The sequence below is a fragment of the Variovorax sp. GW821-FHT10B04 genome, from assembly GCF_059415645.1.
The window spans coordinates 525,572-544,662 of sequence record NZ_JBWKNQ010000003.1; the positions used below are offsets into that span (position 1 = coordinate 525,572).

The 19,091-nt window shown below is 67.9% G+C and carries 18 protein-coding genes; 8 read left to right on the plus strand and 10 right to left on the minus strand.

Annotated features, from left to right (window positions below; all coding sequences use genetic code 11):
• Window positions 1-122 precede the first annotated feature (122 nt).
• Window positions 123-437 carry a 30S ribosomal protein S20 gene (gene rpsT, locus AC07PZ_RS10690; protein ID WP_495295027.1) on the plus strand — a complete coding sequence of 105 codons (315 nt, stop codon included), beginning with the start codon at window positions 123-125 and terminating at the stop codon, window positions 435-437.
• Between the two features lie 201 nt (window positions 438-638).
• On the opposite strand, the gene AC07PZ_RS10695 is transcribed toward rpsT, so the two are convergent.
• Entirely contained in the window at window positions 639-932 is a 294-nt protein-coding gene (locus tag AC07PZ_RS10695; protein ID WP_495295028.1) for a DUF3579 domain-containing protein, read from the minus strand.
• A 170-nt stretch (window positions 933-1,102) separates the two neighbouring features.
• Here AC07PZ_RS10695 and AC07PZ_RS10700 point away from each other — a divergent pair, with 170 nt between their 5' ends.
• The 5 genes from AC07PZ_RS10700 (at window position 1,103) to kynA (ending at window position 6,188) form a co-directional block, all read left to right on the plus strand.
• Window positions 1,103-2,308: an aspartate aminotransferase family protein gene (locus tag AC07PZ_RS10700; RefSeq protein ID WP_495295029.1), complete on the plus strand. Its 1,206-nt coding sequence runs from the start codon at window positions 1,103-1,105 to the stop codon at window positions 2,306-2,308.
• Window positions 2,305-3,237: an ornithine carbamoyltransferase gene (gene argF / locus AC07PZ_RS10705; protein ID WP_495295030.1), complete on the plus strand. Its 933-nt coding sequence runs from the start codon at window positions 2,305-2,307 to the stop codon at window positions 3,235-3,237. Before AC07PZ_RS10700 ends, argF begins: the two co-directional genes overlap by 4 nt.
• A 68-nt stretch (window positions 3,238-3,305) precedes the next feature.
• The gene (gene kynB, locus AC07PZ_RS10710) at window positions 3,306-3,971 is read left to right on the plus strand and encodes an arylformamidase (protein WP_495295031.1); all 666 of its coding nucleotides are present in this window, start codon (window positions 3,306-3,308) and stop codon (window positions 3,969-3,971) included.
• Window positions 3,972-3,975: 4 nt separating this feature from the next.
• The gene (gene kynU, locus AC07PZ_RS10715; RefSeq protein WP_495295032.1) at window positions 3,976-5,265 is read left to right on the plus strand and encodes a kynureninase; all 1,290 of its coding nucleotides are present in this window, start codon (window positions 3,976-3,978) and stop codon (window positions 5,263-5,265) included.
• 47 nt (window positions 5,266-5,312) lie between these two features.
• Window positions 5,313-6,188, plus strand: coding sequence for a tryptophan 2,3-dioxygenase (gene kynA, locus AC07PZ_RS10720; protein ID WP_495295172.1), 876 nt, complete (start codon window positions 5,313-5,315; stop codon window positions 6,186-6,188).
• 61 nt (window positions 6,189-6,249) lie between these two features.
• Here kynA and AC07PZ_RS10725 read toward each other — a convergent pair whose 3' ends face one another.
• The 9 genes from AC07PZ_RS10725 to AC07PZ_RS10765 form a co-directional block, all read right to left on the minus strand.
• On the minus strand, window positions 6,250-7,425 hold the full coding sequence (locus AC07PZ_RS10725; RefSeq protein ID WP_495295033.1) for an FAD-dependent monooxygenase: 1,176 nt from the start codon (window positions 7,423-7,425) through the stop codon (window positions 6,250-6,252).
• A 4-nt stretch (window positions 7,426-7,429) separates the two neighbouring features.
• Window positions 7,430-7,705: a DUF6587 family protein gene (locus AC07PZ_RS10730; RefSeq protein ID WP_495295034.1), complete on the minus strand. Its 276-nt coding sequence runs from the start codon at window positions 7,703-7,705 to the stop codon at window positions 7,430-7,432.
• A gap of 21 nt (window positions 7,706-7,726) precedes the next feature.
• Entirely contained in the window at window positions 7,727-9,631 is a 1,905-nt protein-coding gene (gene feoB / locus AC07PZ_RS10735; RefSeq protein WP_495295035.1) for a ferrous iron transporter B, read from the minus strand.
• On the minus strand, window positions 9,624-9,923 hold the full coding sequence (locus AC07PZ_RS10740; protein WP_495295036.1) for a FeoA family protein: 300 nt from the start codon (window positions 9,921-9,923) through the stop codon (window positions 9,624-9,626). Before AC07PZ_RS10740 ends, feoB begins: the two co-directional genes overlap by 8 nt.
• Window positions 9,924-10,029: 106 nt before the next feature.
• Window positions 10,030-10,866, minus strand: coding sequence for an iron uptake system protein EfeO (gene efeO, locus AC07PZ_RS10745; protein WP_495295037.1), 837 nt, complete (start codon window positions 10,864-10,866; stop codon window positions 10,030-10,032).
• Window positions 10,867-10,916: 50 nt separating this feature from the next.
• The gene (gene efeB, locus AC07PZ_RS10750) at window positions 10,917-12,275 is read right to left on the minus strand and encodes an iron uptake transporter deferrochelatase/peroxidase subunit (RefSeq protein WP_495295038.1); all 1,359 of its coding nucleotides are present in this window, start codon (window positions 12,273-12,275) and stop codon (window positions 10,917-10,919) included.
• Between the two features lie 11 nt (window positions 12,276-12,286).
• Window positions 12,287-13,465: an iron uptake system protein EfeO gene (efeO, locus tag AC07PZ_RS10755; protein ID WP_495295039.1), complete on the minus strand. Its 1,179-nt coding sequence runs from the start codon at window positions 13,463-13,465 to the stop codon at window positions 12,287-12,289.
• Window positions 13,466-13,474: 9 nt separating this feature from the next.
• Window positions 13,475-14,311 carry an iron uptake transporter permease EfeU gene (gene efeU, locus AC07PZ_RS10760; RefSeq protein ID WP_495295040.1) on the minus strand — a complete coding sequence of 279 codons (837 nt, stop codon included), beginning with the start codon at window positions 14,309-14,311 and terminating at the stop codon, window positions 13,475-13,477.
• 188 nt (window positions 14,312-14,499) lie between these two features.
• Window positions 14,500-17,367 carry an aconitate hydratase gene (locus tag AC07PZ_RS10765; protein ID WP_495295041.1) on the minus strand — a complete coding sequence of 956 codons (2,868 nt, stop codon included), beginning with the start codon at window positions 17,365-17,367 and terminating at the stop codon, window positions 14,500-14,502.
• A gap of 199 nt (window positions 17,368-17,566) precedes the next feature.
• Between AC07PZ_RS10765 and AC07PZ_RS10770 the strand changes: the two genes are divergently transcribed.
• Window positions 17,567-18,466, plus strand: coding sequence for a helix-turn-helix domain-containing protein (locus AC07PZ_RS10770; protein WP_495295042.1), 900 nt, complete (start codon window positions 17,567-17,569; stop codon window positions 18,464-18,466).
• A 116-nt stretch (window positions 18,467-18,582) separates the two neighbouring features.
• Window positions 18,583-19,083, plus strand: coding sequence for a pyridoxamine 5'-phosphate oxidase family protein (locus tag AC07PZ_RS10775; RefSeq protein WP_495295043.1), 501 nt, complete (start codon window positions 18,583-18,585; stop codon window positions 19,081-19,083).
• The last annotated feature ends 8 nt before the right edge of the window (window positions 19,084-19,091 follow it).

Sequence of the window (19,091 nt, forward strand, 5' to 3'; positions counted from 1 at the left end):
GTCGCACCGCCGGTATTGCCCCGGCCTGGGGTTGGCGAAGCGACGCGAATCACGTGCATCCTGGGGCGGGCTATAATCTTCGGCTTTGCTGCAACATCCCCAGACACCAAGGAACACACAACATGGCATCCGCTAAACCCAAAAAGAAGAACCCGCGCCTCGCGTCGGGCCGCAAGCGCGTCCGCCAGGACGTCAAGCTCAACGCTGCGAACACCTCGCTGCGCTCCAAATACCGTACCGCGGTCAAGAACGTCGAGAAGGCCGTGCTGGCCGGCGACAAGACCAAGGCTGCCGAACTCTTCGCCAAGGCGCAGAGCGTCGTCGACACCGTCGCCGACAAGGGCATCTTCCACAAGAACAAGGCTGCTCGCGACAAGAGCCGTCTGGCTGCCAAGGTCAAGGCCCTGGCGCTCGCACCCGCAACCGCAGCGGCCTGATCTTTCAGGCCAATCGCCCGGAAGGCCCGAACAGGCCATCCGCCGTTTGACAGGGGTGCGCTGCAGCAAAGTGAAAACCGCCTTCGGGCGGTTTTTTCATGGGCGTCTTGTTTGGGTTTTCGTCATGGCCGGCGCGTGCAGCGGGACAGAACTCGGGCCCAGCCGCAGGCCATGTGCCGCCGACAAGCGGCGTGCAGCCGTTCAGGCGCCTTCGACGATTTGCAGGCCGTTGTCGCGCGCAAAGTTCATCACGAAGTCCCAGGCCATCACGTCATGGTCGCGCAGGTCCCGGTGGACGATCACGCATTTCACGCCATCGATGCTCGTCGGCACGCACCATGGCGAATAGCTCAGATGGCTCCCGGGCGTTGCGCCGCCGGGGCGAAACGAACTCATGACGCCGGCCAGCCGCTCGGCCCAGTCGCTGGGGCGGAACGTCCGGCCGTCCTTCGTGAGGCCCTGGATAAAAACTTCTTTGGCGCTGGGAGAAACCATCGGATGGGTGGGGCGCGCAGCGAGGTGCTGCGATGCACAACGATTCTATCCTTGGCCCCCCGTCCGACCACGCTGCTCGGCATTGCAGTGATGCGCAATCCTCAACGAAGCCGTCACGCCCGCCGCCTAAAATTCATGTCCGAATCGCCTTCCTTCTCCGGAGTACCGCAATGAGCGCATCTGTCGAACCCACCTCGCCCCACGTCATGAACACCTACGGCCGTCTGCCGATCGCGCTGTCGCATGGTCAAGGCTGCCGAGTCTGGGACACCAACGGCCGCGCCTACCTCGACGGACTTGGCGGCATCGCGGTCAACACGCTGGGCCACAACCATCCGGAGCTGGTGCCGGCGCTGCAGGACCAGATCGCGAAGATCATCCACAGCTGCAACTATTACCACGTGCCGGGCCAGGAAGCGCTGGCCACCAAGCTCACCGAGCTGGCCGGCATGACCAACGCCTTCTTCTGCTGCACCGGCCTCGAGGCCAATGAAGCCGCACTGAAGCTGGCGCGCAAGTTCGGCCATGACAAGGGCATCGAGCGCCCCGAGATCGTGGTCTACGAAGCGGCCTTCCATGGCCGTTCGATCGCCACGCTGTCCGCCACCGGGAACCCGAAGATCCAGAAGGGTTTCGGTCCGCTGGTCGAGGGCTTCATCCGCGTGCCGCTCAACGACATCGAGGCCCTGAAGAAGGCCACCGAGGGCAATCCGAACGTGGTCGCCGTGTTCTTCGAAACCATCCAGGGCGAAGGCGGCATCCATCCGATGCGCGTCGAGTACCTGAAGCAGGTGCGCGCGCTGTGCGACGAGCGCGACTGGCTCATGATGATCGACGAGGTGCAGTGCGGCATGGGCCGCACCGGCAAGTGGTTCGCGCACCAATGGGCCGGCATCGTGCCCGACGTGATGCCGCTGGCCAAGGGCCTGGGTTCCGGCGTGCCGATCGGCGCCGTGGTGGCCGGCCCCAAGGCCGCGCACATCTTCGGCCCCGGCAACCATGGCACGACCTTCGGCGGCAATCCGCTGGCGATGCGCGCCGGTGTCGAGACCATCCGCATCATGGAAGAGCAGAAGCTGGTCGAAAACGCCGCCAAGGTCGGCGCGCATCTCAAGGCTGCGCTGGAACGCGAATTCGAAGGCCTCTCGGGCGTGAAGGAAGTGCGCGGCCAGGGCCTGATGCTGGGCATCGAGCTCGACCGCCCCTGCGGCGTGATCCTGACCCGCGCCTGCGAGGCAGGTCTGCTGCTGAGCGTGACGGCAGACAGCGTCATCCGCCTGGTGCCACCCTTGATACTGAGCATCGCCGAAGCCGACGAGATCGTCGCCATCCTCGCGCCGATCGTGAAGGCCTTCCTCGCGGAGCCGACGCCATGACCAGCAGCACGACACCCGCCATCCGGCATTACCTGCAGTTCTCGGACTTCACCGCCGACGAGTACGCCTACCTGTTCGAGCGCGCCGCGCTGATCAAGAAGAAGTTCAAGTCGTACGAGCGGCATCAGCCGCTGGTCGACCGCACGATGGCGATGATCTTCGAGAAGGCCAGCACCCGCACCCGCGTGAGCTTCGAGGCCGGCATGTACCAGCTCGGCGGCAGCGTGGTGCATCTGACCACCGGCGACAGCCAACTGGGCCGCGCCGAACCGATCGAGGACAGCGCCAAGGTCATCAGCCGCATGGTCGACCTGGTGATGATCCGCACCTTCGGGCAGGACAAGATCGACCTGTTCGCCGAGCATTCGCGCGTGCCGGTCATCAACGGCCTGACCAACGAGTTCCATCCGTGCCAGATCCTGGCGGACATCTTCACGTACATCGAGCACCGCGGCTCCATCAAGGGCCGCACGGTGGCGTGGGTGGGTGACGGCAACAACATGGCCAACACCTGGCTGCAGGCGGCCGAGATCCTCGGCTTCACGGTGCACGTGAGCACGCCGAGCGGCTACGAGGTCGACCAGTCGATCGCCGGCATCCGCTCGGCCGAGAGCTACAAGGTCTTCAAGGACCCGATGGAAGCCTGCCGCGGCGCCGACCTCGTCACCACCGACGTCTGGACCAGCATGGGCTACGAGGCCGAGAACGAGGCGCGCAAGACGGCCTTTGCCGACTGGTGCGTCGACACCGACATGATGCGTGTGGCGCAGCCCGACGCCCTGTTCATGCACTGCCTGCCCGCACACCGCGGCGAGGAAGTCGAGGCCGATGTGATCGACGGCCCGCAGTCGGTGGTCTGGGACGAAGCAGAGAACCGGCTGCATGCCCAGAAAGCGTTGATGGAGTACTTGCTGATTGGCAAGGTCTAGCCGGGTTTTCTCGTATCCGTTGGAAATAAGCGACACCACGACCCTTCTCGCGGCGCTAACTTTGCGCCATGAGCCAACGAATCTGGGACATCTCCCCGCCCGTGCATGAGGGCGCGCCGGTCTTCCCCGGCGACACGCCCTACCAGCAGCGCTGGGCCGCGACCATCGGCCCGGGCTGCCCGGTCAACGTCAGCGAAATCCGGCTGTCTCCGCATGTCGGTGCGCACGCCGATGCGCCGCTGCACTACGACCCGGACGGCGCCAGCATCGGCGACGTCGACCTGACGCCCTTCCTCGGCCCTTGCCGCGTGATCCATGCGATCGGCTGCGGCCCGCTGATCGAATGGAAGCACCTGTCGCACGCCCTCGACGGGTTGCCGCCGCGCGTGCTGGTCCGCACCTACGACACGATGCCGGTCGACCGCTGGGACCCCGCGCTGCCGGCGTATGCGCCCGATACCGTCGCGCGGCTGGCCGAACGCGGCGTGCTGCTGATCGGCATCGACACCGCCAGCATCGACCCGGCCGACAGCAAGACCCTGGACAGCCACCAGACCATCCGCCGCCTCGGCCTGCGCGTGCTCGAGAACCTCGTGCTCGACGACGTGCCCGAGGGCGACTACGAACTCATCGCGCTGCCGCTGAAGCTGGTCAGTGCCGATGCCTCCCCGGTCCGCGCCGTGCTGCGCGAACTCCCAGCGCCGGCAACCGCCGCCACATTCCCACCGAAGTAGAACCATGACGACCTCCATCACCCTGGACGACTGGCGCGCACTGGACGCCCAAGACCCGCTGCGCAGCCTGCGCGATCTGTTCACCCTGCCTGAGGGCGTGATCTACCTCGACGGCAACTCGCTCGGCGCGCTGCCGAAAGCCGCTCCCGCACGCGTCGCCGAAGTGGTCGCGCAGGAATGGGGCAACGGCCTGATCCGCTCCTGGAACACCGCCAGCTGGATCGACCTGCCGAAGCGGCTGGGCGACAAGGTCGCGCGCCTGATCGGCGCCGCGCCGGGCGAAGTGGTCTGCACCGACAGCACCTCCATCAATCTGTACAAGGTGCTGTTCGCCGCGCTGAGCCAGATGAAGGACAGCGGCCGCCACATCGTGCTGAGCGAGCGCAGCAACTTCCCGACCGACCTGTACATCGCCGAATCGCTCTGCCGCGCGCACGGCTTCACGCTGAAGCTCATCGACGAAAAGGAATTGCCGTCGGCGCTGACGTCCGAGGTCGCCGTGCTGATGCTCACGCACGTCAACTACCGCTCCGGCGCCATGCACAACATGACGGCCGTCACGGCCGCCGCCCACGCGGTCGGCGCGCTCACGGTCTGGGACCTGGCCCACAGCGCAGGCGCCGTGCCGGTCACGCTGAACGCGAGCAATGCCGACTTCGCGATCGGCTGCGGCTACAAGTACTTCAACGGCGGCCCGGGCGCGCCGTCCTTCGTCTGGGTGCATCCGCGGCATGCGAGCCAGTTCGAGCAGCCGCTGTCGGGCTGGTTCGGCCACGCCGCGCCATTCGAATTCACGCCGCACTACCGGCCGGCGCCCGGCATCACGCGCTACCTCTGCGGCACGCAGCCGATCATCAGCCTGTCGGCGCTCGAATGCGGGCTCGACACGCTGCTGGCCGCGGAAGCCATCGACGGCAGCGAGCGCGGCATGGCGGCGATCCGCGCCAAGTCGCTGGGGTTGACCGATGCGTTCATCGCGCTGATCGAGTCGCGCTGCCCGGGCGCCTTCACGCTCGTCACGCCGCGCGAGCATTCGCGGCGGGGCTCGCAGGTGAGCCTGGCCATGCGCGAAGGCGAAGGCGCCTACGCCATCGTGCAGGCGCTCATCGCACGCGGCGTGATCGGCGACTACCGCGCCGGCGACGCGCAGATGCCCGACATCCTGCGCTTCGGCTTCACGCCGCTGTACCTGGGCTATGAAGACGTCTGGAACGCCGTCGAGCAGATCGTGCAGGTGCTCGAGTCCGGCGAGTGGCAGCGCCCCGAGTTCAATCGCAAGCATGCGGTGACGTGATGAGCAACGCACCCGACACTCCCGCCGAATCCGGCGGCGGCTGCCCGATGGGGCATGGCGCGAGCGCGGCGCCGGTGGCGTCCATCGCACAGGGCGAGAAGATCGTGCAGGACGAAAAGGCCCAGCTCGACTTCAGCGCCTCGATGAGCTACGGCGACTACCTGCAGCTCGACGCAATCCTGACCGCGCAGAAACCCCGCTCGCCCGCGCACGACGAGTTGCTCTTCATCGTGCAGCACCAGACCAGCGAACTCTGGATGAAGCTGATGCTGCACGAGCTGCGCGGCGCGATCCGTGGCGTGGCCGCCGACGAACTCGGCAGCGCGTTCAAGATGCTCGCGCGTGTGAGCAAGATCATGGAACAGCTGGTCCACGCCTGGGACGTTCTCGCGACCATGACACCGCCCGAGTACAGCGCGATGCGCCCTTACCTGGGCAGCTCCAGCGGCTTCCAGAGCTACCAGTACCGCTGCATCGAGTTCGCGCTCGGCAACAAGAACGCGGCCATGCTCAAGCCGCACGCGCACCGCGACGATCTGCTGGCGATGGTCGCGGCAGCGCATGCCGCACCCTCGCTCTACGACGAGTCGCTGCGCCTGCTGGCGCGCCGCGGTTTCGCCATTCCGGCGGACCATCTCGAACGCGACTGGACGCAACCCTATGTCGAGAGCGCTGCCGTCGAGCAGGCCTGGCTCGAGGTCTATCGCCATCCCAAGGAGCACTGGGACCTGTACCAGCTCGGCGAGGAACTGACCGATCTCGAAGATGCGTTCAGGCTCTGGCGCTTCCGCCACGTGACCACGGTGGAGCGCGTGATCGGCTTCAAGCGCGGCACCGGTGGCACCGGCGGCGTGAGCTATCTGCGCAAGATGCTCGACGTGGTGCTGTTCCCGGAAATCTGGACGCTGCGCACCAACCTTTGAACGCGCGCGTGCGGCCAGCGGCTGGACCGGTTCGGCCGGCTCGACGAACGCGCCCGGCCTCTCAACCCGCGTAGAGCCACGGCACGTCGAGCAGTCGAGGGCCGAGGGCGCGCATCGCGGCATCGCGCGCCCAGCGCACCGGCCCGGTGAGGTGGAAGATCTCGCCGTTGCGCCGCGCGCGCGCCTGCACCCGCGCGTTGCGCTCCCAGCGCATGTCGGCATAGCGCCGGAACGCGTCGGGCACATCCGCCGAGGCGCCCTCGCCGATCGCATCGGCCAGCGCCACGGCGTCCTCGATCGCCATGCCGGCGCCCTGCGCCAGATACGGCAGCATCGGATGCGCCGCGTCGCCGACCAGCGCAATCCGTTCACCGGCCATCTCGTGCGGGCCAACCATCGGGGCGCGATCGTTCAGGGTCCAGGCGCGCCAGTCCGGCATCGCTTCCAGCAACGCCTGCAATGGCGCGCAGCAACGGCCAGTGGCGCGCCACAGGGCGTCGAGGCTGGTGCGCTGGTCCCAATCGCGGGCGTCGCCGGCCGGCGCCGATTCGGCCAGCACGACGACATTCAGCGCCTCGCCGCGGCGCACCGGATAGGCGACCGCATGCAGATGCGCGCCGAGCCAGACGCGCACCTGCCGGCTGCGCAGCGCCGCCGGCAGCGCGTCCTGCGCGATCAGGCTGCGCCAGGCGGTGTGGCCGGTCGGCTGCGGCGCCGGCCCGTCGATGAGCCTCGGCCGCACGACGCTCCACAGGCCGTCGGCACCGATCAGCGCATCGCCTTCCCAGGCGCGTGCGTCGTCCGTGGACAGGCAGACGGCCTCGCCGCGCGCCGCCACCTGTGCGATGCGCGCGCTGGTGTGCAGCGTCGCCTGCGGGCAGGCGCGCACGGCCGCCAGCAGCAGCGCGTGCAGATCGGCGCGGTGGACGCAGGCATAGGGAGCGCCGTAGCGGCGCGGCATGTCGTCCTTCAGCGGCAGGCGCGCGAGTTCGGCGTGGTTGCCGGCACTGCGCACGACCAGCGCTTCCGGAAAGGCGGCGATGCCGTCCAGGCCGCTGCCGAGCCCGAGCGACTGGAGCCGCCGGGTGGCGTTCGGGCCGAGCTGGATGCCGGCACCGACTTCGCCGAAGGTGTCGGCCTGTTCGAGCAGTTCGATGCGATGCCCGCGGCGTGCCAACGCCAGGGCCGCGGCCAGGCCGCCGATGCCGCCGCCGGCGACCAGGAACTCGACGGCCATGCCGTCAGCGTGCCTGGGTGGGCTCGCCGGAGGAGGCGGACGTCTTGGGTGTCTTGGCCGTCCCGCAGCTGCCGCAGCTCTCGCAGGCGCCACAGCCGGAGCTCTTGGCCAACGATGCCGCCAGCGCATCGGCGCGTTGCCGATCGACCAGCCCGGCACGGTGGCCGCCGGTCGCCAGCGTGGATGCCGCCGAGCGGCGCCAGCCTGCGGGCATCCAGCGCCAGACGGCGTAGATGGCGGCCAACGCGACGATCAAGCCGACGATCAGTTGCTGTGTCATTTTCAGATCTCCGAGAGGTGTCTAACCCGCACCCAGCGCCACTGCGACGTGGTACGTGATGAAGCAGGCAATGTACGCCAGCCCGAACAGGTAGCCGGCCATGATCCAGACGTAGCGCCACGAGTTGGTTTCGCGGCGCACCGCAGCCAGCGTCGACAGGCACTGCGGCGCGAACACGAACCACACCAGCAGCGACAGCGCGGTCGCGAGCGACCAGCTGCCGGCCAGCAGGGGTTCGAGCGCGGTCGCGACATCGTCGCCGGTGGCCGACAGCGCGTACACCGTGCCGAGCGCACCCACCGCCACCTCGCGCGCCGCCATGCCCGGCACCAGCGCGATCGATATCTGCCAGTTGAAGCCGATCGGCGCGAAGATGGTCTGCAGGCCGCGCCCGATGATGCCGGCCAGGCTGTACTGGATGGCCGGCCCGGTCGCACCTTCGGGCGGCGACGGGAAGGTCGACAGGAACCACAGCAGGATGGTCAGCGTCAGGATGATCGTGCCCACGCGCTGCAGGAAGATCCAGGCGCGCTCGTACAGGCCGAGCGCCAGGTTGCGCGGGTTGGGCCAGCGGTAGGCAGGCAGCTCCATCAGCAGCGGCGAATGCGTCGGCCCGGTGCGGAAACGCTTGAGCACCCAGGCCACGCCCATCGCCGACAGGATGCCGAACAGGTACAGCGCGAACAGCACGACGCCCTGCAGGTTGAACACGCCGCCGACGGTCTTCGCCGGAATGAACGCCGCGATCAGCAGCGCATACACCGGCAGGCGCGCCGAACAGGTCATGAGCGGCGCGATCATGATGGTCGTCAGCCGGTCGCGCCAGTTGCTGATGGTGCGCGTGGCCATCACGCCCGGAATCGCGCACGCGAAGCTCGACAGCAGCGGAATGAAGGAGCGGCCCGACAACCCGACGGTGCCCATCACGCGGTCCAGCAGGAAGGCGGCGCGCGGCAGGTAGCCCGAGTCTTCCAGCGCGAGGATGAAGAGGAACAGGATCAGGATCTGCGGCAGGAAGACGATCACGCCACCCACGCCGGCCACCACGCCATCGACCAGCAGGCTCTGCAGCATGCCTTCGGGCACCACGCCCTTGACCCAGCCGCCGAGGCCGTCGGTGCCGGCCTTGATCAGGTCCATCGGCACGTTCGCCCAGCTGAACACCGCCTGGAACATCAGGAACAGCGTGACCGCCAGCACCAGCATGCCCCACAGCGGATGCAGCACGACGCGGTCGATGCGGTCGCTGGTGTCGAGGCTGCCCTGCGGCTCGCGCACCGCCAGGCCGAGGATGCGGCGCACCTCGCGCTGCGTGGCCAGCACGTCGTCGAGTTCGGGCGCCTGCCAGGGCAGCGGCGTGGCGGCCGGCACCGGCACATCGAGCGCGGCGAGCAGCGCATTGGCGCCGCCAGCATGGATGCCAACGGTCTCGATCACCGGCAGGCCGAGTTCGCGCGACAGCACCGCCGTATCGACGGTGATGCCCTGCTTGCGCGCCATGTCGGTCATGTTGAGCGCCATGACCATCGGCAGGCCGAGCTTGCGCGCCTCCAGCACCAGGCGCAGGTTGAGGCGCAGGTTGGTCGCGTCGGTCACGCAGACCAGCAGGTCGGGCAGCGCCTCGCGGCTCTGGCCGGTGACGATGTCGCGGGTCACGGCTTCGTCGGCCGACAGCGCATTCAGGCTGTAGGCACCCGGCAGGTCGAGCACGAAGACGCGGCGGCCGGCCGCGGTCTGCAGCGTGCCTTCCTTGCGCTCGACCGTCACGCCGGCGTAGTTGGCGACCTTCTGCCGGCTGCCGGTCAGCAGGTTGAACAGCGCGGTCTTGCCGCAGTTCGGATTGCCGAGCAGCGCGATGCGGCCCGGTGCCGTGGGTGCGGCAGGTGCAGCGCTGCCGGGCTGAAAGCTGATCGTGGCTTCAACCATGGCCCACGGCTCCCGGCGCGACGTGGACGAAGGCGGCCTCGTAGCGCCGCAGCGCGAAGGTGGTGTGGCCGAGCCGCACCGCGATCGGCTCGCGCCCCGGCGTGCCGCTCGCGATGATGCGCACCGCCTCGCCGGGCACGAAACCGATTTCGGTCAGACGAAGGACGAGCTCGCGGTCCTCGGCGCTGGCGGGACGGGCGACGTCGAGCACCGTGGCCCATTGATGGTCTGGAAGCTGGTCCAGCCGCAGGCCGGAAAGCGGCGGCGCGGCGGCGTTGTCGTTGTGATCCACGTGGGCGAAGCGACCCGTGTGCCGGGTGCATGGAGTGTCAAAACACGAATGCTAGCAATTCGCAATCGGCAAGGCCACCCATGCCCTCAACAACCGTGGTGCCCGCTCAGTTCAGGCCGAGCATTCCGCGCAGTTTCGACAGGTCTTCGGCCAGCGTGTTGACGCGGCCGGCCAGCAGCTTGCGGTCGCGTTCGGTCAGCTTCGAATAGGTCTCGAAGCCGCCGTCGGCGGTGCGGTACTTGGACAGCGTGTCGAACACGACCTTGAAGTTCGCGTCGGTCTTGTCCGAGAAGGCCTTGTTCTCGCGCACGACCAGCGGGCGCAGCAGTTCGACGATCTTGTAGGCGCCCTCGAAGTTCGACTGGAAGTCCCACAGGTCGGTGTGGCTGTAGCGGTTTTCCTCACCCGATATCTTGGTCGCGGCAACTTCTTCCATGAGCACGGCGGCGCCGCCGACCACCTTTTCCGGCGGGAAGGTCAGCGCACCCAGGCGCTTCTGCAACTCGAGCACATCGGCCAGCAGCTTGTCGGCGAAGGGGTTCAGGTCCTTGGTGCTCTTCTGCGTCCACAGGCCGTACTCGATGCGGTGGAAGCCACCGAACTCCGGGTCCTTCTCGGCCTTTTCATGGTCGTCGGCACGCGAGTCGATGGCGCTGTCCATGTCGCTGAACAGCTCGGCCACCGGCTCGATGCGCTCGTAGCTCGTGCGCGTCGGCGCATAGAGCTTCTTGGCCTTCTCGATGTCGCCGGCCTTCACCGCGGCCGTGAACACACGCACATCCGCCACCAGCTTGCGCACGTTCTCGGCCACATAGATCTTGTAGTCGGCGATCGGGCCGACCAGATCGAGCGGCGCCACGGCGGCCGTGGCGCTGACGCCATGCAGGCCGGCGGCGCACAGGGCGAGGGTGGCGATGAAGCGGCGGCGAAATTGCACGGACATGGATCTCCTTGAGTGAGTGCGTTGCGGTGAAAAAAGTGGTGGGCGCGGCACTAGGCCGGCTTCGTGGCGTCCATCAGCGCGCGGCCGAGCCAGTCGCGCGCATCGCGCACGCCCGGCAGCGCGAAGAAGAAACCGCCGCCGATCGGCTTGATGTATTCCTCCAGCGGCTCTCCGTCGAGCCGCTTCTGCACGGTGATGAAGCCCTTCTCGAGGTCGGCCTGGTAGCAGATGAAGAGCAGCCCCATTTCGAGCTGCCCGGACTTGGTGACGCCGTTCGAGTAATTGAACGGCCGGCGCAGGATCAGGTTGGCCTCGGACGCCGGCGTGCGCGGATGGGCCAGGCGGATGTGGGCGTCCATCGGCGTGACCTTGCCTTCGGGGTCCTTCGCGTAGTCGGGCACGTCGTGCTCGGTTGCGCCGGACCTTGCCCCCAGCGGCGCGCCAGTGGGTTTGACGCGACCCATGATCGCCTCCTGCTCGCGCAGCGGCGTGCGGTCCCAGCGCTCGACGAAGTTGCGGATGATCCGCACGGCCTGGTAGCTGCCGTCGCGCGCCCACATCGGCTCGTCGTCGTCCGCGCCGATCCAGACGATGCGCTCCATCAGCGCCGCATCGGCGCCGTCGGGATTGGCGGAGCCATCGCGAAAGCCCAGGAAGTTGCGCGCGCTCTCGGCCGGTTTGCCCGCCACGGCCGGGATCGGCGGCACGCTGCCTTCCTGCTTCCAGTGCAGCACCAGCAGGTCGGGCGTGTTCTTGATGATGTCGCGCAGCGCGTGGATGTTGGTGTCGGGCGTGTTGGCGCAGAACTGGATCGACAGGTCGCCGTGGCACAGCGCCGCGTCGAGCGCATCGTTCGGGTGGCGCTGCATCGTGCTCAGCCGCTTCGGCTTCTGCGCGGCAAGGCCGAAGCGCTCGTCGAACAGTGTCTCGCCGACCGCGACCGTGACGGTCAAGGCATCCGGCTGCACCACCGGCCCGAGGATGCCGGAGCCGGCCGGCGGCAGCAACGGATCGGGGTCGAGCTGCGCGCCGCCCTGCGTCAGGAAGGCGATGCGCTCGGTCAGCGTGCGGAACAGGCGCTCCAGGTCGGCGCGGTTCTCGGCCAGCACGAAGAAGGAGGCGACCATGCCGGCGGTCGGCCGCGGCGTGACGATGCCGGCCTGATGGCGGCCGATGTGGGGCACGCGGTCCTGCGTGTGGCTGCTCTGCGGCGCGTCGGTGACCTGGGCGCCCGCCGCCGGGCCTTCCGGCGGCCCCGATGGCGCAGCGGCACGCGCGGCGGACAGCCCGGCCAGCGCGGCGCTCGCCAGGCCCAGACGGCCCAGCAGACGGCGGCGCGGCGGCGATGCCGGCCCCGCGTCGTCGGCCGGGTTCGCGTCGTGGGGGGTCGAGGGATCGTTCGGTGCCATGGTGCCCCCCGTCATTCGAGCCCGAGGGCCGCGTTGACCTTGCCCAGCGATTCGGCGAGCGCGTGCACCGGCTCGGCCAGGGCCTTGCGCTGGTTCTCGTCGAGCACCGTGGGCCTGAAGCCTTCGCCCGCGCGGAACGGCGCCAGCGCGGCGTCGAACGCGGCGAAGCCCTGCTCGACTTCCCTGTTCAACGGCGACGCGGCCTTGGCCAGCAGCGGCGACAGCAGGTCGAAGATCTTCTTCGTGCCGTCGAAGCTGCCCTGCAGGTTGACCAGTTCGCCATGGCCGTAGTGGTCTTCGCCGCCCGCCGGCAGGTTGTCCGCCACACGGCGCAGCAGCTTCGACGCCGAGCCGGCCAGGCGTTCGGGCGGCACGTTGAGTGCGCGCAGACGCTGTTTCAGCGTGTCGATGTCCGCGACCAGTTGCTCGGCCACCGGCGCCAGGCCGGCCATGTCCTTGCGGTCGAACAGCGCGTATTCGATGCGGTGGAAACCGGTGAACGCCGGGTCGGCCTCGCGCTGGCCGAAATAGTCGGCGCGCGCATTGAGGCGGGTGTCGAGATCGGCGAACAGCTCGGCCATCGGCTCGATGCGCTTGTAGGCCTGGTGGGCCGGCGCGTACGCCGCCTGCGCCTGGGCCAGGTCGCCGGCCTTGACGGCATCCGCCAGCGCATGCGCCGCGTCGTCCAGCGTGCCGGCTTCGAGTGCCAGGAACACGCGGTACTCGGCCAGGGCGCCCACGTAGTTGACCAGCGACGGGCGCGCTGCCTCGGCATCGGATGCAGCCGACGGCGTGACGTGCAGCTTGCCGCGCGGATTGCTCAGCAGGCCGCAGGTGATGTCGAAGGTGCCGGGCTGCAGCTTGACCGTCATGGTCTGCGAGAAGCCGGGCGCGATGTTCTCGCGCTCCTCGACCACCATCACGCCGTCGAGGATCTCCCACTCGAGCGCACGGGTCGACTGGTTGACGATGGTGAAGGTGGTGCGGCCGGCCGGCACGGTGATCTCGTTGGGCTCGCACACGTTGCCGCGGATCGTCACGGTGACCGCGTTGTCGGCCGCCTTGGCGGGCGCCTTCTTTGCAATGCCCGAGGCGTACCAGAAGGCTGCGAGACCGGCGATGACGAGCAACGCGGAGCCGGCCACGGCGACGCGCATCAGCGAAGAGGATTTCGGGGAAGCAGAAGACATCGGGAGCAATCAGCGGGCCGTGGCACGGCCAGACGCGGACGCCGGCGCCACCGGGCGGAAAAAGAAGAACAGCGTGACGGCGAGGAAGACGAGGTACACGACGACCTCGCCCACCACCGGCGCGGCCTGGTAGCCGAGCAGGCCCGACAGCACGGCGCCGAGCGGGCTGTCCATCGGGAGCGACTCGCTCATGTCGAACACCACGCCCTGCAGCTGGTTCCAGACGCCGCCCTCGTGCAGCTTGCGCAACACGCCCGCCAGCAGCCCGGCAGCCACCAGCAGGATGAACACGCCCGTGTAGCGGAAGAAGCGGCGCAGGTCGAGCCGCACGCCGCCCGAATAGAGTCCGTAGCCGACCACCACCGAGACCGCGATACCGGCCAGCGCGCCGACCGGTGCTTCCCAGCCGCTGCTCTGCTGAAAGATCGCGAGCAGGAAGAAGACCGACTCGAGCCCTTCCCGCGCCACCGCCAGGAAGACCATGCCGATCAACGCCCAGGCTTGCCCGTCGCCCTGGGTCAGTGCGCGATCGATCGAGGCCTGCAGCTCGCCCTTGATCGAGCGCGCTGCCTTGCGCATCCAGAACACCATCGACGTCAGCATGACCACGGCGATCAGCCCGACTACGCCTTCGAACAGTTCCTGCTGCTTCTGCGGGAATTCGGCCGCGAGCAGTTGCAGGGCGGCGCCCGCGAACAGCGAGAGCGCCGTGGCCAGCAGCACGCCGACCCAGACCGCCGGCATCAGGCCGCCGCGGCCGCTTTTCTGGAGATAACTGGCAACGATGCCGACGATGAGCGCGGCTTCGATGCCCTCGCGCAGCATGATGAGAAATGGAATGAGCATCGGGATCGGGAGAGCGGAACAGGCGTCCCCCGGGGACCGGCGCATCGCGCGCCTCGGCGGCAGGGACACGCCGAGGATAACGCATCAAACGAGAGCGATTCTCATCTCCGCCGAATGACCCGCTCGCCCGAACGGGTGTATCCGACCACCGGCCCGGCGCCCCGCGCCGTCACCGGATTCACCGATCGTCAGGCGGCCAGCAGCTGGCGCAGCACGAAGGGCAGGATGCCGCCGTGCTTGTAGTAGTCGACCTCGATCGGCGTGTCGATGCGCAGGCGCACCGTCACTTCCTGGTGGCTGCCGTCCGGGCGATGCACCACCAGCTTCACGTCCATCTGCGGCTTGAGCTCGCCGCCGATCACGACGTCGATCTTCTCGTCGCCGGTCAGGCCCAGGCTCTGCCAGGAATCGGCACCGCGGAACTGCAGCGGCAGCACGCCCATGCCGACCAGGTTGGCCCGGTGGATGCGCTCGAAGCTGCGCGCGATCACGGCCTTGATGCCCAGCAGCTGCGTGCCCTTGGCGGCCCAGTCGCGCGACGAACCGGTGCCGTATTCCTCGCCGCCGAACACCACCGTCGGCACGCCCTGCTCGATGTACTTCATCGCGGCGTCGTAGATGAACATCTTCTCGTTGCCCGGCTGGAAGCGCGTCAGGCCGCCCTCTTCCTGCGTGCCGTTCGCATCGGGCGGCAGCATCAGGTTCTTGATGCGCACGTTGGCGAAGGTGCCGCGCATCATCACGTCGTGGTTGCCGCGCCGCGATCCGTAGCTGTTGAAGTCGGCCTTCTGCACGCCGTTGGCCTTGAGCCAGATGCCGGCGGGCGAGCTTTCCTTGATCGAGCCGGCCGGCGAGATGTGGTCGGTGGTGATCGAGTCGCCGAACAGCGCCATCACGCGCGCACCCTTGATGCCCGGGTCGGACGCATGCGGCTTCATCTTGAAGCCCTCGAAGAACGGCGGCTCGGCGATGTAGGTCGAGCCCGGCCAGTTGTAGACCTGCCCGCTCACGCCCTGGATGCTGCTCCAGAGCTTGCCCGGGTTGTCCTTGATCTGGTCGTAGTTCTTGCGGAAGGCCTTGGCGTTCATCGCGAAGCCCAGCAGCGAATCGATTTCCTGCGCGGTCGGCCAGATGTCGCCCAGGAACACGTCCTTGCCCTTGTGGCCCTTGCCGACCGGCTGCGTCATCAGGTCGACCGTGACGTTGCCCGCGATGGCGAAAGCCACCACCAGCGGCGGCGATGCCAGGAAGTTGGCCTTGATGTTCGGGTGGATGCGCGCCTCGAAGTTGCGGTTGCCCGACAGCACGGCTGCGCCGATCAGGTCGTTCTGCGTGATGACCTCGTTGATCTCGGGCGCCAGGTCGCCGGCGTTGCCGATGCAGGTCGTGCAGCCGTAGCCCGCCAGGTAGAAGCCGAGCTTCTCGAGGTACGGCAGCAGGTCGGCCTTCTCGAGGTATTCGGTCACGATGCGCGAGCCGGGCGCGAGCGACGTCTTCACGTGCGGCTTGACCTTCAGGCCGGCTTCGACCGCCTTCTTGGCCAGCAGGCCGGCGGCCAGCAGCACGCTCGGGTTCGAGGTGTTGGTGCACGAAGTGATGGCCGCGATCAGCACGTCGCCATTGCCGATCGTGACCTTCGGCGGTGGCGCCTTGGGTGCCGTCGCAGCGACGTGCGCGGCGGCGTTGGTCGAGCGGTTGGACTCCATCTCGACCACCTGGCGCGGTGCGCCGGGCGCGGGCGATGCGGTTTCCTGCTCGGCGCCCTCGCCTTCCTGCGGGAGCGCATAGCGCAGCTTGAGCTTGTCCGCGGGCTGGTTGAAGCCGTTCGCGTCGTTGGGCTTGCTGAAGAGTTCGGAGAACTTGGTCGAAAGGTCGCCGAGGTTGATGCGGTCCTGCGGCCGCTTCGGGCCGGCCAGGCTCGGCGTGACGGTTCCTAGGTCGAGCTTCACGACCTTGGTGTAGTCGATCTCGCCCGGTGCCGGCATGCCGAACAGGCCCTGCGCCTTGTAATAGGCCTCGAACAGTTCGATCTCGGCGTCGGTCCGGCCGGTGCCCTTGAAGTACGCGATGGTCTTTTCATCGACCGGGAAGAAACCCATCGTCGCGCCGTACTCGGGCGCCATGTTGCCGATGGTCGCGCGGTCGGGCACCGGGATCGACGCGGCGCCCGGGCCGAAGAATTCGACGAACTTGCCCACCACCTTCTCGCCGCGCAGGATGGCCGTGACGTACAGCACCAGGTCGGTGGCGGTGACGCCTTCGCGCAGCTGGCCGCTGAGTTCGAAACCGACCACGTCGGGCGTCAGCATGTAGACCGGCTGGCCGAGCATCGCAGCCTCGGCCTCGATGCCGCCGACACCCCAGCCGACCACGCCGACGCCGTTGATCATGGTGGTGTGGCTGTCGGTGCCGACCAGCGAGTCGGGGTACCAGACCGGCACGTCCGACTTGTCGCCCGGCGCCTTGTAGACGCCGCGCGCGAAGTACTCGAGGTTCACCTGGTGGACGATGCCGAAGCCGGGCGGCACGACGCGGAAGGTGTCGAAGGCCTGCATGCCCCACTTCATGAACTGGTAGCGCTCGTTGTTGCGCTGGAACTCGAGCTTCATGTTGAGGTCGAGCGCCTTGGGCGTGCCGTAGTAGTCGACCATGACCGAGTGGTCGACTACCAGGTCGACCGGCACCAGCGGCTCGATGGTCTTGGGCGACTTGCCGAGCTTCGCGGCCACGCTGCGCATCGCGGCCAGGTCGGCCAGCAGCGGCACGCCGGTGAAGTCCTGCAGCACCACGCGGGTCACGACGAAGGGAATCTCGTCGGTGCGTTCGGCATTCGGCAGCCAGTGGGCGAGTTGGGCGACATGCTCGGCCGTGACCTTCTGCCCGTCGCAATTGCGCAGCACCGACTCGAGCACGATGCGGATCGACACGGGAAGCCGGTTGATGCTCGGGTACTGCTTGGCCAGTTCCTTCAGCGACCAGTACTTGCCGGATTTCCCCGAGGCAGTCTTGAATGTCTTGAGGGTGGGGGAAAACGCGTGTGTCGAGCCGACGGCCATGTGAACTCCTTCAAATCGTGGGGCGGCATAAAGATAGCAGGCTTCAATGAATCCGGCTGTCGGAAGGCAGGCCGCCCCACTCTCGAAAAGGGGTTCGCGCCGCGTCGCACGGCCGTCTTCGATGCGGCGGCCATCCGGCCGGAATGCATGACCTGCCGGGTCATGGCGAACGCGCAGCCGGCGGACCAGAATGGACGCCATGAATGCCATTGCCGCCCCTCGCTCCGCCGCTGCCGTGCCAACCCCGCCCGGGCTCGGCGGCTGGCCCCAACCGGGCATCCGCGACCCTTTCGGCGTGCACCTGCGCCATTGGCGCAAGCGTCGGCGGCTGAGCCAACTCGATCTTGCGCAGGAGGCCGACGTGTCCACGCGGCACCTGAGCTATGTCGAAACCGGTCGCGCCGCGCCGAGCCGGGAAATGGTGCTGCGGCTGGCAGACCGGCTCGAGGTTCCGTTGCGCGAGCGCAATGCCTTGCTGGTCGCTGCCGGCTACGCGCCGATGTACCGGCAGCGCGCGCTGGACGACCCCGCCCTGGCGGCGGCGCGGCGGGCCGTCGAACTGGTCCTGGAAGGCCACTCGCCCTACCCCGCGCTGGCGATCGATCGCCACTGGAACCTGGTGGCCGCCAACGCCGTCGTGCCGCTTCTGCTCGCGGGCGCGTCGCCCGAACTGCTCCAGGCGCCCATCAACGTGCTGCGGCTGAGCCTGCACCCCGACGGGCTGGCGCCGCGGATCGCCAATCTCGCCCAATGGCGTGCGCACCTGCTGGAGCGGCTTCAGCAGCAGATCGCCGCGACCGGCGACGCCACGCTGCAAGCCCTGCACGACGAGCTGGCTGCCTACCCGGCACCTGCCAACGGCCACGAGAGCGGACCCGCCTCCGCGAGCGCCGATCTGGCGGGCGTGGTCGTACCGTTCCAGCTCGCGACGCCCCAAGGCGTGCTGAGCTTCATCAGCACGACGACGATCTTCGGCACGCCGGTGGACGTCACGCTGCAGGAACTCGCGGTCGAGTCCTTCTTCCCTGCGGATGCGCGCACGGCCGCCGCGCTGGCGGACATCGCCGCGCAAACGAAGGACGACAGCACCAGCGATTGATGCGCCCGCGCGTCATGTCGGTTCAAGACGACATGAACTCGGGCCAAAGGTGTGCCCGTCCGAAAAACGGCGGTCGATAGCGTCTGTGCATCTCAACTGAACACAGGGGCACGACCATGACATCGACCAACGAACACGCCAAGCTCTGGGAGCTCATCAAGGACACGCGCTTCGGCATGCTCACGCACCGCCACGGCGACGGCCTGCTGAATGCGCATCCGCTGACCACGCAGAACAAGTCGGTCGACGAAGACGCGACGCTCTACTTCTTCGTACCGAAGAACGGCGACATCGTTCGCCACCTGGCCGAGGACGACATCGTGAACGTGTCGTACGCCAACACGGACGACGACAGCTACGTCTCGGTCGCGGGCCATGCGTCGCTGCTGGAAGACCAGGCCAAGAAGAACCAGCTCTTCACCAAGGCCGCCGAAGCGTGGTTCCCGAACGGGGTCACCGATCCGAACCTCGGCCTGCTGGCCGTGCGCATCGCCAATGCCGAATACTGGGACGTCAAGGACAGCAAGATGGTGCAGCTCTTCAAGATGATGAAGGCCGCCGTCACCGGCGAGCCGCCCAAGAATCTCGGCGACCACAAGAAGCTGAACCTGGTCTGAGCGGGAGA

Bases quoted from the DNA above. Each gene is read 5' to 3' on its own strand.
- rpsT (WP_495295027.1), top strand. From the start codon at position 123: ATGGCATCCGCTAAACCCAAAAAGAAGAACCCGCGCCTCGCGTCGGGC.
- AC07PZ_RS10695 (WP_495295028.1), bottom strand. From the start codon at position 932: ATGGTTTCTCCCAGCGCCAAAGAAGTTTTTATCCAGGGCCTCACGAAG.
- AC07PZ_RS10700 (WP_495295029.1), top strand. From the start codon at position 1,103: ATGAGCGCATCTGTCGAACCCACCTCGCCCCACGTCATGAACACCTAC.
- argF (WP_495295030.1), top strand. From the start codon at position 2,305: ATGACCAGCAGCACGACACCCGCCATCCGGCATTACCTGCAGTTCTCG.
- kynB (WP_495295031.1), top strand. From the start codon at position 3,306: ATGAGCCAACGAATCTGGGACATCTCCCCGCCCGTGCATGAGGGCGCG.
- kynU (WP_495295032.1), top strand. From the start codon at position 3,976: ATGACGACCTCCATCACCCTGGACGACTGGCGCGCACTGGACGCCCAA.
- kynA (WP_495295172.1), top strand. From the start codon at position 5,313: ATGGGGCATGGCGCGAGCGCGGCGCCGGTGGCGTCCATCGCACAGGGC.
- AC07PZ_RS10725 (WP_495295033.1), bottom strand. From the start codon at position 7,425: ATGGCCGTCGAGTTCCTGGTCGCCGGCGGCGGCATCGGCGGCCTGGCC.
- AC07PZ_RS10730 (WP_495295034.1), bottom strand. From the start codon at position 7,705: ATGACACAGCAACTGATCGTCGGCTTGATCGTCGCGTTGGCCGCCATC.
- feoB (WP_495295035.1), bottom strand. From the start codon at position 9,631: ATGGTTGAAGCCACGATCAGCTTTCAGCCCGGCAGCGCTGCACCTGCC.
- efeO (WP_495295037.1), bottom strand. From the start codon at position 10,866: ATGTCCGTGCAATTTCGCCGCCGCTTCATCGCCACCCTCGCCCTGTGC.
- efeB (WP_495295038.1), bottom strand. From the start codon at position 12,275: ATGGCACCGAACGATCCCTCGACCCCCCACGACGCGAACCCGGCCGAC.
- efeO (WP_495295039.1), bottom strand. From the start codon at position 13,465: ATGTCTTCTGCTTCCCCGAAATCCTCTTCGCTGATGCGCGTCGCCGTG.
- efeU (WP_495295040.1), bottom strand. From the start codon at position 14,311: ATGCTCATTCCATTTCTCATCATGCTGCGCGAGGGCATCGAAGCCGCG.
- AC07PZ_RS10765 (WP_495295041.1), bottom strand. From the start codon at position 17,367: ATGGCCGTCGGCTCGACACACGCGTTTTCCCCCACCCTCAAGACATTC.
- AC07PZ_RS10770 (WP_495295042.1), top strand. From the start codon at position 17,567: ATGAATGCCATTGCCGCCCCTCGCTCCGCCGCTGCCGTGCCAACCCCG.
- AC07PZ_RS10775 (WP_495295043.1), top strand. From the start codon at position 18,583: ATGACATCGACCAACGAACACGCCAAGCTCTGGGAGCTCATCAAGGAC.